At 71.8% G+C, this 15,255-nt stretch carries 14 protein-coding genes; 4 read left to right on the plus strand and 10 right to left on the minus strand.

Features of this window, described 5'->3' with window-relative positions; all coding sequences use genetic code 11:
• Window positions 1-2: 2 nt before the first annotated feature.
• The 6 genes from QUE38_RS05355 to QUE38_RS05380 all read right to left on the minus strand — a co-directional run bounded on the left by QUE38_RS05355 (window position 3) and on the right by QUE38_RS05380 (window position 6,820).
• Window positions 3-941, minus strand: coding sequence for a dihydrodipicolinate synthase family protein (locus QUE38_RS05355; RefSeq protein ID WP_286310571.1), 939 nt, complete (start codon window positions 939-941; stop codon window positions 3-5).
• On the minus strand, window positions 938-1,852 hold the full coding sequence (locus tag QUE38_RS05360; RefSeq protein ID WP_286310572.1) for a carbohydrate ABC transporter permease: 915 nt from the start codon (window positions 1,850-1,852) through the stop codon (window positions 938-940). Before QUE38_RS05360 ends, QUE38_RS05355 begins: the two co-directional genes overlap by 4 nt.
• Entirely contained in the window at window positions 1,849-2,874 is a 1,026-nt protein-coding gene (locus QUE38_RS05365; protein ID WP_286310573.1) for a carbohydrate ABC transporter permease, read from the minus strand. Before QUE38_RS05365 ends, QUE38_RS05360 begins: the two co-directional genes overlap by 4 nt.
• Window positions 2,871-4,181 (minus strand): ABC transporter substrate-binding protein, encoded by a 1,311-nt coding sequence (locus QUE38_RS05370; RefSeq protein WP_286310574.1) that lies wholly within the window; start codon window positions 4,179-4,181, stop codon window positions 2,871-2,873. The genes QUE38_RS05365 and QUE38_RS05370 overlap by 4 nt, the downstream gene beginning before the upstream one ends.
• Before the next feature lie 188 nt (window positions 4,182-4,369).
• Entirely contained in the window at window positions 4,370-5,386 is a 1,017-nt protein-coding gene (locus QUE38_RS05375; protein ID WP_286310575.1) for a LacI family DNA-binding transcriptional regulator, read from the minus strand.
• Window positions 5,387-5,464: 78 nt separating this feature from the next.
• Window positions 5,465-6,820, minus strand: a complete 1,356-nt coding sequence (locus QUE38_RS05380; protein ID WP_286310576.1) for a glutamine synthetase family protein — start codon at window positions 6,818-6,820, stop codon at window positions 5,465-5,467.
• 140 nt (window positions 6,821-6,960) lie between these two features.
• On the opposite strand from QUE38_RS05380, the gene glsA reads away from it, so the two are divergent.
• Window positions 6,961-8,223 (plus strand): glutaminase A, encoded by a 1,263-nt coding sequence (glsA, locus tag QUE38_RS05385; RefSeq protein ID WP_286310577.1) that lies wholly within the window; start codon window positions 6,961-6,963, stop codon window positions 8,221-8,223.
• A 103-nt stretch (window positions 8,224-8,326) separates the two neighbouring features.
• On the opposite strand, the gene QUE38_RS05390 is transcribed toward glsA, so the two are convergent.
• On the minus strand, window positions 8,327-8,716 hold the full coding sequence (locus tag QUE38_RS05390) for a DUF4190 domain-containing protein (RefSeq protein WP_286310578.1): 390 nt from the start codon (window positions 8,714-8,716) through the stop codon (window positions 8,327-8,329).
• Between the two features lie 126 nt (window positions 8,717-8,842).
• On the opposite strand from QUE38_RS05390, the gene QUE38_RS05395 reads away from it, so the two are divergent.
• On the plus strand, window positions 8,843-10,780 hold the full coding sequence (locus QUE38_RS05395; RefSeq protein ID WP_286310579.1) for a DUF2207 domain-containing protein: 1,938 nt from the start codon (window positions 8,843-8,845) through the stop codon (window positions 10,778-10,780).
• Between the two features lie 88 nt (window positions 10,781-10,868).
• Here the strand turns inward: QUE38_RS05395 and QUE38_RS05400 are convergent, their stop codons facing one another.
• A complete protein-coding gene (locus QUE38_RS05400; protein WP_286310580.1) occupies window positions 10,869-11,486 on the minus strand; it encodes a TetR/AcrR family transcriptional regulator in 618 nt (205 codons plus the stop codon).
• A 120-nt stretch (window positions 11,487-11,606) separates the two neighbouring features.
• Window positions 11,607-12,347 carry a glucose 1-dehydrogenase gene (locus QUE38_RS05405; protein ID WP_286310581.1) on the minus strand — a complete coding sequence of 247 codons (741 nt, stop codon included), beginning with the start codon at window positions 12,345-12,347 and terminating at the stop codon, window positions 11,607-11,609.
• Window positions 12,348-12,536: 189 nt separating this feature from the next.
• Between QUE38_RS05405 and QUE38_RS05410 the strand changes: the two genes are divergently transcribed.
• Complete coding sequence (locus QUE38_RS05410) at window positions 12,537-12,968, plus strand: pyridoxamine 5'-phosphate oxidase family protein (RefSeq protein WP_286310582.1); 432 nt, start codon at window positions 12,537-12,539, stop codon at window positions 12,966-12,968.
• Between the two features lie 2 nt (window positions 12,969-12,970).
• Entirely contained in the window at window positions 12,971-13,786 is an 816-nt protein-coding gene (locus QUE38_RS05415; RefSeq protein ID WP_286310583.1) for an alpha/beta fold hydrolase, read from the plus strand.
• 9 nt (window positions 13,787-13,795) lie between these two features.
• Here QUE38_RS05415 and QUE38_RS05420 read toward each other — a convergent pair whose 3' ends face one another.
• Window positions 13,796-15,196 carry an FAD-binding oxidoreductase gene (locus QUE38_RS05420; RefSeq protein WP_286310584.1) on the minus strand — a complete coding sequence of 467 codons (1,401 nt, stop codon included), beginning with the start codon at window positions 15,194-15,196 and terminating at the stop codon, window positions 13,796-13,798.
• Window positions 15,197-15,255: the final 59 nt, after the last annotated feature.

Here is a 15,255-nt window from a genome sequence, read left to right on the forward strand (position 1 = left end):
CCTCAGCGGGCGGGGTGCACGGCGACGCGCTCGAGGTCGAGCGCGGCGAGGTAGTCGGCGAGCTGCCGCAGCGGCTCGCGCTCGTGGTCGCCGATGCGCTCGGGCTTCCAGCGGCTGTGTTGGCGGAACGTCAGGCGCGACGACACGTCGAGCAGCACCTTCGCCGACGCGGGGTAGCGCAGGTTGACGGCGTGCTCCGCGACGGTCAGCAGCCGCTGCACGGCCGCGACATCGGTGCTGTCCTCGAGCGCGTGCCGGCAGAGCCACTCGACGAGCTCCGGGTAGATGTTCGCCGCGTAGCCCGAGAGACCCGCGGCGCCGAGCCGCAGCGACGGCACCAGCGACGCGATCGCCGCGTTGTACACCCGCAGCCGGGTGCCCGCGGAGGCCTCGATGCGGGCGCCCATGACGTCGAGGTCGTGGCTCGTGTCCTTGTAGAAGGTGCAGCGCCCGGTCGAGGCCAGCCACCCCACGGTGTCCAGGTCGAGCAGGCGCTTGGCCGGCAGCGGGCACTCGTAGATGCCCACGTCGACGCCGGGGTTGCGCTCGAGCACGGTCGTCGCCGCACCGATCCACTGCACGGCGGATGCCTCGGGCGGCACGACCAGCGACGAGATCAGCACGACCGCGTCGACGCCCGTCGCCGCGACCTCGGCGACCCGGTCGGCCTGGCGCTCGGGCGCGCCCGAGGCCACCGCCGACGCCACGACCGGCACGCGACCGTCTGCACGGGCGACGACCCGGCGTGCCAGCGCCAGCTGCTCGTCGTCGCTCAGGTCGTACATCTCGCTCGAGAGCGCGACGGCGAACAGCCCCGACGCGCCGAGCTCGATGAGCCAGTCGACGTAGGCGTCCACGCCGTCCCAGTCGATGGACCGGTCGTCGTGGAACGGCGTCAGCATGACGGGCCACGCGCCGCCCGGCAGCATCCGCTCGCTCACCCCTTCACCGCCCCGCTCACGAGGTCGAGGCGCCAGTAGCGCTGGAGGAAGAGGAACAGCAGGATCAGCGGGATGATCGCGATGAGGCATCCGATGATCACCAGGTTGTAGACGTTCAGCTGGTCGGTGCCCTGGTTCATCATCGAGTAGAAGCCGACCGTGAGCGGGAAGGTCTCCTCGCGGCTCAGCATGATGAACGGCAGCAGGAAGTTGTTCCAGATGGCGACGAACTGCAGCAGGAAGATCGTGATGAGCCCCGGCACCATCGGCACGATCGCGACCGAGCGGAACAGGCGCCACTCGCTCGCGCCGTCGAGACGGCCTGCCTCGAGCAGCTCGTCGGGCACGACCGCAGCCGCGTAGATGCGCGCGAGGTAGATCGAGAACGGGCTGATCATGCACGGCAGCAGCACCGACCAGTAGCTGCCCGCGATGCCGATCTTCGCCAGCAGCAGGTACTGCGGGATGGCGAGGATCACGCCCGGGATCAGCACGCCGATCAGCAGGAACGTGAACACGAACTGCTTGCCGGGGAAGTCGTACTTCGCGAGGCCGTAGCCGGCGGCGGCCGACACGATCGTCGCCGCGACCGCTCCGCCCACCGAGTAGAGCACGCTGTTGCCGCTCCAGACGAGGAACGCCCCATCGTTGAAGGCCAGCAGCGCGGTCAGGTTCTCGACGAACCCGCCCGTGAAGCTCGGCACGAGGGTCGAGGTGGTGAAGAGCTCGCCCGCGCCCTTGGTCGAGGCGGCGACGAGCCAGTACACGGGCACCAGCGCGTACGCCGTGCCGACCAGCAGCACGATGGTGGGCAGGATGCCGCCGCGGCGGGTGCCGCGGTCGGTGGGGCGACCGTCGCGACCAACGCCCGCACGGCCGGCCGTGCGCCCTGTGACCGCGGGCGCGCTCACGACTCGCCCCCGAACGCGCGTCGCTGGAGCACCTTGAGCAGCCCGAGGCTCGCCACGAGGGTGACCAACGTGATGATCATCGCCGTCGCTGCGCCGCCGTAGAGGTCGTTCGTGACGAACGCGTCGCGGTAGACGAGCATCATCGGCACCCAGTCGGAGGTGATCGAATTGGTCAGGGTCATCATCATGTTGGGTTCGCTGAACACCTGGAGCGCTCCGATGATCGCGAAGAGGCCGGTGAGGATGACGCCCGGCACGATGAGCGGCACCTTGATGCGGAGCGCGAGCTGGAGCTCGCTGCAGCCGTCGAGCCGGGCCGACTCGTACAGCTCCTGCGGAAGGCCGCGGAGCGACGTGTAGAGGATCACCATGTTGAAGCCGACCGACCCCCAGATGGTCACGTTCGCCACGGCGAAGAAGACCGAGACGGGCCCCATGAGGTCGGGCTCGGGCAGGCCGACCGCAGCGAACGCGTCGCGGATGGGGCTGACGCCCGGCAGGTACATGAACCCCCACATGAGGGCGGCGATGACGCCGGGCACCGCGTAGGGGACGAAGATCGACACCCGTGAGAAGCGACGGAACCGGGTCGCGAGGTGGTCGAGGAGCAGCGCGAACAGCAGCGCGAGGCCCATCGTCACGGGCACCGCGATGAGTGCGTAGACGAGCATGCGGCCGAACGACGCGTAGAGCGCCGGGTCGGTGAGCGAACGCACGTAGTTGTCGAGGCCGACCCACACCTCGGTCGCGAGGCCCAGGCCGCCGCCGGCGACCTGGCGGCCGCGGAAGCTCAGGACCAGCGTGTAGACGAGCGGCGCGAGCAGGAGGCCCGCGGCGAGCACGAGCGCGGGGCCGACGAACAGCCACGGCGCGAGGCGCGGGCGGAGCGGGCGACGGCGCACGGGTGGAAGGGCGGGGCGGGCGGATGCCTCGGCGGCGACGTTCGCCGCCGAGGCATCCCCGGGCGCGGGGCCGGACGCCACGCGCCCGGTCCCGCGCACCGACTGGGTCTGCGAGGTCATTCGACCGTGAACCCGAGCGAGGTCATGTCGTCGACGACCGCATCCTGCACGGTGGTCAGCGCATCCTGGAAGCTGCCGCCACCCGTGATCGCCGTGCTGAACGCGTCGTTGAACGCGCTGTAGGCGAGTGCGACGTCGGGGCCCCAGGTGACCGTGACGGTCTCCTCGTCGATCTGCGCGGCGAGGTCGTAGAACGACGGGTCGGATTCGCGCAGCGCCGCCGGCGTGGTCTCCCGCAGCGCGGGCAGCTCGCGCCCGGCGAGGTTCGCCGGCCAGATGCTCGCGTTCTCGATGTAGGCCTGCAGCGCCTCCTCGGAGTTGTTCAGCCAGATGGCGAACTCGCGTGCCTCCTCCGGGTACTTGGTGCCGGTCGTCACGATCGTGCCGGAGCCGCCGAGCACGCCCGAGACGGCGTCGCCCTCGTTCCACTGCGGCAGTCGCACTGCGCCCCACTGGCCCTCGGTGTCGGGCGCGTTCTGCAGGATGAGCGGCGGCGCCCAGACCGCGCTGATCCAGCTCGCGAGCGTGCCGTCGGCGAGCGCCGCCTGCCACTCGGGCGTCCATGTCTTGAACGTGGCGATCGTGCCCTCGTCGACGAGGCCCTGCCAGTAGTCGGCCACCTGGTTCGAGGCGTCGCCGTCGATGTCGACCGACCACGACTCGCCGTCGAGCGACCACCACTCGGCGCCGGCCTGCTGGCTGAGCGCGGCGAACAGCTGCGCGTCGTTCGCGGGGAAGGTGGCGAGGTACTTCGACTCGTCGGCGTCGTGGATCGTGCGGGCCGCCTCGGCGTACTCGTCCCACGTGGTCGGCGCGTCGATGCCGAGCTCCTCGAAGATGTCGGCCCGGTAGAAGAGGAACATCGGGCTCGTGCCCTGCGGGACCGCGTAGTTGACGCCGTCGAAGGTCGTGAGGTCCCAGGCTGCGGTCGCGACCTGGTCCTCGTACCCGCCGAACGCGTCGGTGATGTCGTCGGCCACGCCGTTCACGACCAGGTTGGGGAGGTTCTCGTACGTGGTGTTCGAGACGTCTGGAAGCGTGCCCGCCTCCTTCGCGGCCGAGAGCTTCGCGACGATGTCCGCCGCGCCGGTGGACGTGTTGACCTCGACCTGGATGTCGGGGTTGGCCTCGTTCCACACGTCCACGATCGCGGCGACGTTCGGCGCCCACGACCAGTAGCGGAGGACGATGGGTCCGTCGTCATCCGACGACGACTCCCCACCGGATGCGGGCGCGCAACCCGCCACGAGTGATGCTGCGAGCGCGATGGCGGCGATGCCGCCGAGCTTGGTGAAGCGACTGTTCATGGTGCAACTTCCTTGTCGGTCGAACAGGTACAGGACAGGACGGGTGTGCGTCCGGCCCGTGGATTACCGGTAACTCTGAGCGAGAGGATTACCGGTAACTCAGATCGGGTTACCGGTAACCTAGCGGGCGCTCGCGACGAGCGCAACCCCACCCGCTCAACGAACGGCGAGGAGGCGGACGGCGCGGGTCAGGAGAGCGTCATGGTCGACGCGCGCGCCACGAGTCGGCGCTCGGGATACGCCGGCAGCGGCGCATCCGGCCGCTCGATGAGCCCGATCAGGCTGCGGGCAGCCACGTGTCCGGCCTCCGTGAAGTCGATGTGCACGGTCGTCAGCGGCGGCAGGAAGTACGCCGCCTCGGGGATGTCGTCGATGCCCGCGACGCTCACGTCCTCCGGCACCCGGATGCCCTGCTCCGCCAGCGCCCGCAGCACGCCCAGCGCCATGCGGTCGTTCGCGACGAAGATCGCGGTCACCCCGCTTCCGGGGTCGAGCGCACGGGCCGCGTCGAAGCCGCTCGCCGCCGACCAGTCACCGCGTCCGAGCACGATCGGCTCGCGACCTGCGGCAGCCATGCGCTCGCGGTACACCGCCTCGCGGTTCGTCGCCGAGTCCCAGCCCTCGGGGCCCGCGATGAAGCCGATCCGCTCGTGGCCGAGCGCAGCCAGGTGGTCCATCACGAGTCCGGCCGCGATGCTGCGCGTCGGCCGGCCGTGCTCGGCGGCGACCTGGTCGCCGTTCACGTCGAGGAACACCGGCTTGCGGAACTGCACGCGCTCGAGCGCCTCGCGCACGTTCATGGTGGGAGACGTCGCGAGCACCCCCGCGACGTCGGATGCGTTCAGGCTCTCGAGCGCCGCACTCACCGCCTCGACCTCGCCGACCGGGTCGACGTTGACGATCTCGAGCCGGTAGCCGGCGGCCTCGGCGACCTCGTTCACGCCGCGCAGCACCTTGCTCGTGCTCGACTCGTACGTCTCGTACCCCACGACGCCGATGCGCTTCTGGCGAGACCGCGCCAGGTCGCGCGCCCCCATGTTCGGCCGGTACCCGAGCGTCTCCACGGCCTCGAAGATGCGCTGCCGCGTTTCGGGGCGGTACGTGCCGATGTTCCGCAGCACCCGGGACACGGTCTGGTGGGAGACGCCGGACGCCACGGCCACGTCGTAGATGGTCGCGGGGCGATCGGGATCCGGGCGGGTCATGCTGACATCATGGCGCATCCCGCGCCGATCGCGTTACCGGTAACCGAGGTGGCCGTGGCATCGGCGCCCCCGACCCGCTCAGTACCGCCAGCGCACGATCTCGGCGACGGCAGCCGTGTCGAGCCCGCCGTACGCCTCCCACTCGTGCCGCCGCGAGGCGACGTACGCGTCGAGCAGCGTCGTGCCGAACACGTCGTGGAAGAACGTGCTGCCCTTGAGCAGGTCGAGCGCCGCGCCGAGGTCGGCGGGCAGGCGAGCGATGCCGCGCTCGTCGCGCTCCTCGTCGCTCAGGCTGCTCGGGTCGACGAGCACGGGCTCGGGCGGCTCGGCCCGGCGCGCGATGCCGTCGAGCGCCGACGCGAGCAGCGCCGCGACCGAGAGGTACGGGTTGGCGGCGGCATCCGTGCACTTGAACTCGAGGTTCGCCTGCGCGGGCTCGCGCCCCGCCTGCCCCTCGACCACGCGGATCGCCGCCTCGCGGTTCGCCGGCCCCCAGCACCGGTACGCGCCCGCCCAATGGTTCGGCTGCAGCCGGTCGAACGAGAGCACGCTGCCGCCGTGCAACGCGAGGCCCTCCTCGAGCCGGTCGAGGATGCCGGCGATCATCATGCCCGCCTCCGGCGTGAATCCGTGCGGCGCGGCGGCGTCGAAGCAGAGCGCGCGGCCCTCGTGCGCGGCGGACAGGTGCACGTGGCATCCGCTCGACGGCCCGCCCGCGATCGGCACCGGCGCGAACGAGACGAGCAGCCCGTGCTGGGCGGCCGTGCGCAGGATCACGATGCGCGCGAGCACGAGCTCGTCGACGGCGCGCAGCGGTTCGCGCGGAGCGAGGGCGATCTCGACCTGCCCGTCGCCGAACTCCGGGTGCACCTGCTCGACCGGCACCCCGGCGGCGTCGAGCGCGGCCATGGTCGCGAGCAGCCACGGCTCGAGGTCGAGGAACGCGCGGGTGGAGTAGGCGGGGCCGTCGTTCGCGTACTCGGGCACGTCGAGGGCCGCGTCGCCGGCCTCGCCCGGGTCGCGGAACACCGTGAACTCCAGCTCGAAGCCGATGCGGAACGCGAGCCCGTCGTCCTCGGCGGCGGAGACCACGCGCTTCAGGGCCGAGCGCTGGCAGGTCGGATGCTCCGAGCCGTCGAGCGCCCGCAGGTCGGCCGGCGCCCAGGCGAGGCCGGTCTCCGCGTCGAGCATGGCGAGCGCGGACACGTCGGGGATGCCGCGCAGGTCGCCGACGATCGCGTCGATCTCGGGCGTGGAGTTCAGGTGGTCGTCGACCGAGAAGAGCATGCCCACGCTGTTCGAGATGCTGACGCCCGACTCGCCCGCCGTGTCGATGCGACGCCCCGGCAGCACCTTCACGCGCGAGACGCCCGCGTTGTCGACGTGCGTGACGAGCAGCGCGTGCACGCCCTCGGTGCCGATCGGTGCAGACATCCGGTCCCCTTCGTTCCGGCGGTGCTCCCCTGTCGGGCGGTCGGGCCCGATGCGCTGCGCGGCCGGCCGTCGCCCGGCCCGGCGCGCGCTCCCAGTATTCACCCATGGCCCGCGCGAGCGCACGGCCCTAGGCTGACGCCATGGCCGACGATGGGCGCAGCGACGCCGGGTACGACGCAGACGACCACCACGATCCGAGGCTGACCGACCCCGTGCATCGCACGCTCGCGGGCGTGCTCGACGCCGCCCGCCCGAACACCGACGGTGCCGTCGCCGACTACATCCCCGAGCTCGCCGACGTGGATCCCGAGCCGATCGCGATCGCGCTCGCGAGCGCGCGCGGCTCGGTGCACGAGGCGGGCGACAGCCGTGTCGAGTTCACCATCCAGTCGGCGTCGAAGCCGTTCGTCTTCGCGCTCGCGCTCGACGCGCTCGGACTCGAGACCATGACACGTCACGTGGGCCTCGAACCGAGCGGCGAGCCGTTCAACGCCATCAGCCTCGAGGCATCCGGCCGCCCCGACAACCCCATGATCAACGCCGGCGCCATCGTCGCGACCTCACTCGTCGACGGCGAGACGACCGAGCAGAAGTTCCGCGAGATCCGGAAGGGCCTCAGCCGGTTCGCCGGGCGCGGGCTCGAACTCGACGAGTCCGTGTACGCCTCCGAGGCGGCCACCGGCGACCGCAACCGCGCGCTGGCCTACCTCACGCACGCCGCCGGCACGCTCGCCGCACCCGTCGACGTCGCCACCGACACCTACTTCCGCCAGTGCGCGCTCGTCGTCACCGCGCGCGACCTCGCCGTGATGGCCGCGACCCTCGCCACCGGCGGCATCAACCCGCTGACGCGCGAGCGCGTGATCAGCAACGACGCCGCCCGCTGGACGACCTCGATGATGACCAGCTGCGGCATGTACGACGCGTCCGGCGAGTGGCTGCTGCGCGTCGGCCTTCCCGCGAAGAGCGGCGTCGGCGGCGGCATCGTGGCGCTGCAGCCCGAGCAGTTCGGCGTCGGCACCTTCAGCCCGCGACTCGACGAGCGCGGCAACAGCGTGCGCGGCGTCGAGATGCTCACCACGCTCAGCGAGCGCTACGGCCTCCACATGCTCGACCCGCGCGGAGAGCCGCTCTCGCCGATCGCGTCGCTCGACCCCGACGACGGCACGACGATCGCACTGCTGCGCGGCGACATCCGCTTCGCCGGCATGGAGGAGGTGCTGACCCGCCTGCTCCCGCTGGTCAACGACGACGGATGCCTCGTGCTCGACTTCACCGGCGTGACGCGCGTCGGCGGCGGCGCCTCACGCGTCTTCCGCGGTGTCGTCGACCTCGCGGGCACGAACCCCGACGGCCGCGCGCGCGTGGAGATCCGCGACCCCGACGGCGTGCTCCGCGACTGACTGCGCGGCGGCTCACCGGCACGTGTTCGTCGCGCCGGCCCGTGTTCGAACGCGGGCCCGCGTGACTTGGACGGGCCGGCGGGATGATTCCGAAGCGTCCGCGCTACCAGATCGTGCCGGCGCCGAAGAAGATCGACACGAACGCGAGCGCGCCGAGCACGAGGCCGGCGATCGCGACCCCGAGACCGGCGCCGCCGATGCGGTGCGCGCGCACGATGCCGAGGATGCCGAAGATGATCGCCAGCAGGTCGGGCACTGCGCCGAGGATCAGCCCGATGAACAGCGGGATCCACGTCGTGAGGAACCCCCAGATGCCGAGCACGAGCGCGGCGATCGCGAACCCGTTGCCGGGCACGGTCTCGCGCGGCGGCTTCCAGTCCGACGGCACCGCCTGGTACGAGCCCCACACGCTGCCGTTCCACCAGCGCTGCCGGCCCGTGCCGGGTTCGGTGTACCACCCCGCCGCGGGTCCGTCACCCGTCTCGTCCGCCATCGTCGCGCTCCGTTCCGTCCTGCTTCGATTGTGGCGGATGCCCCGCTCGCGCGCTCGCCCGTCCACACGCCCACCGCCCCGGGAGAACCCCGATGCCCCGGGCGGACGACCTGACAGACTCGAGGCATGCAGCTTCGAGGCATCCGCTCACTTCCTCGTGCCGTCACCCACCTCGCACCCGCGATCGCCATCGTCGCCGCGATCGCCGTGGTGCTGGGCGGCGCGTCGATGGCCGCATCCGCCGCCGCCGACGGCCACGACACGCAGGCCGCCGCGCCGGCCCCGCAGGCACCCACCGGCGTCGAGGACTTCACGTTCGACTCGTTCACGGCCGACTACGCGCTGAGCCGCGACGCCGACGGGCACGCGGTGCTCGACGTGACCGAGACGATCGTGGCGCGGTTCCCCGACTTCGACCAGAACCGGGGCATCATCCGCAGCATCGTCGACACCTACGACGGCGTCGACCTGCGCACCGAGCAGATCGTCGTGACCGACGAGGCCGGCGCTCCGGTCGCGGCCGAGGCGACCCGCGAGGGCGAGTACATCGACCTCGCACTCGGCACCGACGAGTTCGTGCAGGGCGTGCAGACCTACGTGATCAGCTACCGCCAGCACGACGTGGTCGGCACGTTCGGCGACACGGGCGTCGACGAGTTCTACTGGGACGTCAACGGCACCGGCTGGCCGCAGCCGTTCGGCACGGTCGCGATGCACCTGGTCGTCGACCCGGCGCTGACCCCGGCGCTCACGGGCGCGGCCGCCTGCTACCGCGGCGTGCAGGGCAGCGACGTGCAGTGCGAGATCGAGTCGGATGCCGCTGCCGGCACGTTCGACGTCAGCGAGACCGACCTCGGGCCGTACTCCGGCGTGACCGTGGCGATCGCGTTCGAGCAGGGCACCTTCGTGGTGCCCGAGCGCGCACGTGACAACGTGTTCTTCACCTGGGTGCCGGGCATCCTCGCCGCGCTCGTGATCGTGCTGCTCATCGTCATGATCGTGGTGCGCGCCGCCCGGTGGCGCGACCACCCGGGTCGCGGCATCATCGTGCCGGAGTACAGCCCGCCCGCGGGCGTCGACCCGATCCTCGGGGCGAACATCATCGGCCGGCAGAAGCAGGGGCTGCAGGCGCAGATCCTGCGGCTCGCACTGGCCGGCCGCATCCAGTTCGTCGAGACGTCCGGCGACACCGACTGGCGCGGGCGCGAGACGAAGGACCTGCACGCCGAGCTCGTCGAGGTGCCGGGCGACCTCGAGCCGCGCGACCTGAAGCTGCTGCTCGCGATGTTCCCGACCATGCAGCCCGGTGCCCGCCGCGAGATCGACAAGAAGATGGACCTGAGCGAGGCGCGAGCGCTCGTCGCGGTCGACGACGACGCGCCCGCCGAGGCGCTGCGGCGCGACCTGCGGGCGCTGCCGCCGCGCGGCGCGATGCGCTGGTTCGCGCTGACGGCTGTGCTCGCGTCGGTGGCGCTCTGGGCCGTGTTCGTGATCGGGATGTTCTCGGAGGTCGCGACCATCTGGGTCATCGGCGGGTTCGTCGTCGGCGTGCTCGGGTTCATCTTCGCGCTCATGATCGGCTCGCGCCCCGCGCTGCTGACCGAGCGCGGGGCGGCGCTGCGCGATCACCTCCGCGGCCTGCGCGACTACATGGAGCTCGCCGAGAAGGACCGCATGCGCGTGCTGCAGGGCGTCGAGACCGCCGAGCGGCGGCCGATCGCCTCGGCGGCCGATCGAGGGCGGGCTGCGGCGACGGATGCCGCGGAGCGCGTGCACCTCTACGAGGACCTGCTGCCGTGGGCGCAGTTGTGGGGCATCGAGGACTCGTGGGCGCGCGAGCTCGACTCGCTCGTGCGCGAGGTGGAAGACGACCGCCTCGGCTACCGGCGTCACCACCACGTGCCGTACGCGGCGCTCATCGCGATGAACATGGCCGGGTCGCACGCGCTGCAAGGCGCGGCCGCGGCGCGCGTCGCCGCGGCGTCGTCGAGTTCGAGCGGCGGCTCGGGCGGCGGCGGGTTCTCCGGTGGCGGCGGAGGCGGAGGCGGCGGCGGGGGTCGCTGATCGCGGGTGTTGGGCCGAGACCCGTCAATGGACTGCGTTCTCAGCGCGCAGAGCGCAGCAATTCGACGGGTCTCGGAGTGAACGAACGTCAGGCGGTCGGGTGCGGCCACCACGAGGGCAGCAGCGCCGTGAAGCGCGCGGTCGCGGCCGCGATGTCGTGGTCGTCGCCGAGCGCCCACGTCTCCATGGCCCCGACGAGCCCGCCCGCGATGTACGCGGCGGCCTCCTCCTGGGCACCCGGATCGGTCGGCGCGCCCGCGACGCCGCGCTCCGCCCAGACCTGCACTGCGAGCAGCGCCCGGTGCCGGATCCGCACGTCGAGCACCGAGTGGAACAGCCACCGCGAGCGCGAGCGCAGCAGCCCGCGGTACCCGGCGCGCTCCGACACGACGTGCTCGAGCAGCGCGCTGAGCGACTCCTCGTAGCGCTCGGCCACCTGCTGCGGGTCGCCCTCCGACGGGTCGACGTCGACGATCGAGATCGCGTCGAACTCGTACCCGTACTGCTCGATCGCGAAGTCCTGCACGCTCTCGTTGTGCCCGTAGAACGTCGTGCGATGCACGCCCGCCTCGCGGCACAGCGCGGTGACGCTGATCTCGTCGAGCGCGGTGGTCTCGAGCAGCCGGCTCAGCGCATCGACCAGCGCGCGTCGCGTGCGCTCGGCACGTGGATCGAGGCCCGGCCCGCCCGGCGTGCTCGTCGTCACCCGCTCAGCCTAGCCGGAGGGGTCCCGCCGGATGGGCAGTGGTCGCACTGAGACGCCCGATGACGAGCAGTGCAGCGGATGCCCCCGAGCTGCGCGCGGCCCCGGGGCATCCGCCCGCCCTCAGTCGGCGTAGTGCGCGAGGCCCGCGGTCTCGCCGCCGTCGGCGACGAACTCGGCGCCCGTCGAGAAGCTCGACTCGTCGCTCGCGAGGAAGAGGATGAGGTTCGACAGCTCGATCGGCTCGCCCACGCGGTGCAGCGCGACGTGGCTCTGCGGGGTCTCGAGCTCCTCGGTCATCGGGGTGCGGATGACGCCCGGGTGCACCGAGTTCACGCGGATATTGTAGCGCCCGAGATCGAGGGCCGCGTTCTTGGTGAGGCCGCGCACGCCGTACTTCGCGGCGTTGTAGCCGGGCAGCGCCTCGTAGCCCTGGAGGCCCGCGGTGGAGGAGACGTTGATGATCGAGCCGGCGCCCGACTCCTTGAGTGCTGGGACGGCCGACTTGATGCCGTAGAAGACGCCGGTGAGGTTGATCTTCACGATGAGGTCCCACGCCTCGAGCGTGTAGTCCTCGATGGAGCCGAAGTTGGCGATGCCGGCGTTGTTCACGACGATGTCGAGTCGCCCGAACGCCTCGACCGCCGCGGCGACGGCCGCCTCCCACTGCGCGTAGTCGGTGACGTCGAGGTGCACGTAGCGCACCGCGTCGCCGAGCTCGGCCGCGAGTGCCTCGCCCTCCTCGTCGAGGATGTCGCCGATCACCACCTTCGCGCCCTCGTCCACGAGCAGGCGGGCGTGCGACGCCCCCATGCCCCGGGCTCCACCGCTGATGAGTGCGACCTTTCCACTGACGCGTGCCATGACTACCTTCCTGGTTTCGGATCCCAGGGGTCGGTCGACCCCTGGCTGGCGGGGGTCGGCATCGCGAAGGGTGTCGACCTCGTCGTCGCCATCTACACTACACCTGTTGATTAGAGGTCGGATGCCCCGGGGCATCCGCCCGCCCCAACCCACCGTTGACACCGCCCACCAGCCTGCGAGGATGGCCCCATGGATGATGCGACCACGCTGATGACGAGCCTCTCCGAGCAGGAGTGCTGGGTGCGACTGCGGAACAACGAGATGGGCCGGCTCGCCGTGGCGGTCGACGGCCGCCCCGACATCTTCCCCGTGAACTACCACGCGACCGATCGGTCGATCCTGTTCCGCACCGCGGGCGGCACGAAGTTCGACGACGTGACCGCGAACCACGCGGTCGCGTTCGAGGTCGACCACTTCGACCAGGACGGCGGGTGGAGCATCGTCGTGCGCGGCACCGCGAAGCCGCTCACCACGCCCGGCGAGATCGCCGATGCGGAGTCCGCGCCGTTGAAGCCGTGGATCCCGACCGACAAGCCCAACTTCGTGCGCATCGAGGTCGAGGTCATCACCGGCCGCGCGGTCGTCTTCACGCTCGACCCGCGCCACGAGGGCACGCTCTAGTCGTGGCGGACCTGACCGCGTCCGACGGGGTCCGCCTGCACTACGACGAGTCCGGCGACCCGTCGGGCCGCCCGATCGTGCTGATCGCGGGCTTCAAGGCCGCAGCGCGCAGCTGGCGGTTCCAGGTGCGCGCCTTCGCTCGCGCGGGGTACCGCGTCATCGCATTCGACCGGCGCGGCCACGGAGCATCCCAGGTCGCAACGACCGGGCACGACATGCCGCGCCACGGCGCCGACATCCACGACCTGCTCGAGGCGCTCGACCTCCGCGACGCGACGCTCGTCGGGCAGTCCATGGGCGGCAACGCGATCTGGGCCATGGTCGAGCGGTTCGGCACCGGGCGCGTGCGCGACATCGTGATCGTCGACCAGACGCCCAAGATGCTGAACGACGACGACTGGCCGCACGGCTTCTACGACTACGAGGCCTCCAACGCCGACACGCTCTTCGCCGAGGGCATTCCCGACCCCGGCCGCCACTCGGCGGGATCGAAGGGCCTCGCGCGCATCGCCCGCCTCGTCATCGCGATGGACCTCCTGCGCGGCGGCCGCGGCGAGCCGACGTTCACCGACGCCGAGCTCGCATTGCTGCACGACCACGCGACGCGCGACTGGCGCGCGGTGATCGCCGACGTCGACGTGCCCGTGCTGTTCGTCGCCGGACGCGAGAGCGAGTTCTGGCCGAGCGAGCACGCCGCGGCATCCGCCGCCCTGAACCCGCGCGCCACCTCCGCGGTCATCGAGCGGGACGGCCACGCGACCAACATCGAGCAGCCGGCGGCGTTCAACCGCGGCGTGCTGGAGTGGCTCGAGCGGTAGGCGCCGCGGTCAGCCCGGGAACGCCTTGCCCGGGTTCAGGATGCCGGCGGGATCGAGCGCGTCCTTGACGGCGCGGTGCATCGCGACGACCCGCGCACCGAGCTCGACCGATGCTCCGGGCAGCTTGAGCAGCCCGACCCCGTGCTCGCCGGTGGTGGTGCCGCCGAGGGCGAGGCAGTCGTCGACGATGCGGTCGAACGCCGCCTTGGCGCGGGCCTTCGCGGCATCGTCGGCCTCGGGCGCGATGATGAGCGGATGCAGGTTGCCGTCGCCCGCGTGGGCGATATTCGCGATCGTCACGTCGTGGTCGGCCGCCGCACGCTGGATGCGCGCCAGCATCTCGGGCACCGCGCCCCTGGGCACGCAGATGTCCTCCGTGAGCACCGGGCCGAGGCGTTCGAGCGACGGGTAGGCGAGCCGCCTGGCGAGGAAGAGGCGGTCGACCTCGGCGGCATCCGCTGCGGTGTCGACGCGCAGCGCGCCCGCGCCCTCCATGGCGGCGCGGATCCCGTCGGCGAGCGCCTCGCCCGTCGCGCCGGGCTCGTCGACCTGTGCGAGCAGGAGGGTGTCGGCGTCGTGCGGCAGCCCCAGGTCCTGCCAGGCGTCGACGGCGCGCAGGCAGACCGAGTCGACGAGCTCGAGCGCTGAGGGGATGATGCCCGCCCGGCTGACCGCCGCGACCGCCTCGCCCGCAGCGGTGAGCGACGCGAACGACCCGACCACGGCACGTCGCTCGCGGTGCGCGAGCGGCAGCAGGCGCACGGTCACGTCGACGATCACCCCGAGCGTCCCCTCCGACCCGACCATCAGTCCGGTGAGGTCGTAGCCCGCGACGCCCTTCGCGGTGCGCCGGCCGAGCTTCACGACCGACCCGTCGGCCAGCACGACCGTCATGCCCAGGATGTAGTCGCGCGTCACGCCGTACTTCACGCAGCAGATGCCGCCCGCGTTCGTCGCGGCGTTGCCGCCGATCGTCGAGATCGCCGAGCTCGCCGGATCGGGCGGATACCAGAGCCCGTGCTTCGCCACCGTCGCCCGCAGCACGTCGTTCAGCACCCCCGCCTCGGCGACGGCGTAGCGTTCGTCGGCGTGCACCTCGAGCACCGCGGTCATGCGCTCGAGCGACAGCACGATGCATCCGACGACCGCGTTCGCCCCGCCCGACAGCCCGGTGCCCGACCCCCTCGGCACCACGCGGATGCCGCGAGCCGACGCCTCCCGCACCACGGCCGCGACCTCGGCCTCGGTGCCCGGCAGCACCACGGCGAGCGGCGTCGCGTACGGCGCCCATTCGGCGTCGTCGTGCGCGTAGCGCTCGAGGTCGCGCGGGTCGGCGAGCACCGCGTCCTCGCCGAGCAACTCGCGGAACAGGCCGACGACCTCGGGGGAAGCGGGTGCGTGCACGCTCACGGTGCGGTCCTCTCGTCGCGGATGCCGCACCCACCCTATGCCGCACCTGTACGGCCGAG

The organism is Agromyces mangrovi (genome assembly GCF_030296695.1).
In the GTDB taxonomy this organism is placed as follows: Bacteria; Actinomycetota; Actinomycetes; order Actinomycetales; family Microbacteriaceae; genus Agromyces; species Agromyces mangrovi.

Bases quoted from the DNA above. Each gene is read 5' to 3' on its own strand.
- QUE38_RS05365 (WP_286310573.1), bottom strand. From the start codon at position 2,874: ATGACCTCGCAGACCCAGTCGGTGCGCGGGACCGGGCGCGTGGCGTCC.
- QUE38_RS05370 (WP_286310574.1), bottom strand. From the start codon at position 4,181: ATGAACAGTCGCTTCACCAAGCTCGGCGGCATCGCCGCCATCGCGCTC.
- QUE38_RS05375 (WP_286310575.1), bottom strand. From the start codon at position 5,386: ATGACCCGCCCGGATCCCGATCGCCCCGCGACCATCTACGACGTGGCC.
- QUE38_RS05380 (WP_286310576.1), bottom strand. From the start codon at position 6,820: ATGTCTGCACCGATCGGCACCGAGGGCGTGCACGCGCTGCTCGTCACG.
- glsA (WP_286310577.1), top strand. From the start codon at position 6,961: ATGGCCGACGATGGGCGCAGCGACGCCGGGTACGACGCAGACGACCAC.
- QUE38_RS05390 (WP_286310578.1), bottom strand. From the start codon at position 8,716: ATGGCGGACGAGACGGGTGACGGACCCGCGGCGGGGTGGTACACCGAA.
- QUE38_RS05395 (WP_286310579.1), top strand. From the start codon at position 8,843: ATGCAGCTTCGAGGCATCCGCTCACTTCCTCGTGCCGTCACCCACCTC.
- QUE38_RS05405 (WP_286310581.1), bottom strand. From the start codon at position 12,347: ATGGCACGCGTCAGTGGAAAGGTCGCACTCATCAGCGGTGGAGCCCGG.
- QUE38_RS05410 (WP_286310582.1), top strand. From the start codon at position 12,537: ATGGATGATGCGACCACGCTGATGACGAGCCTCTCCGAGCAGGAGTGC.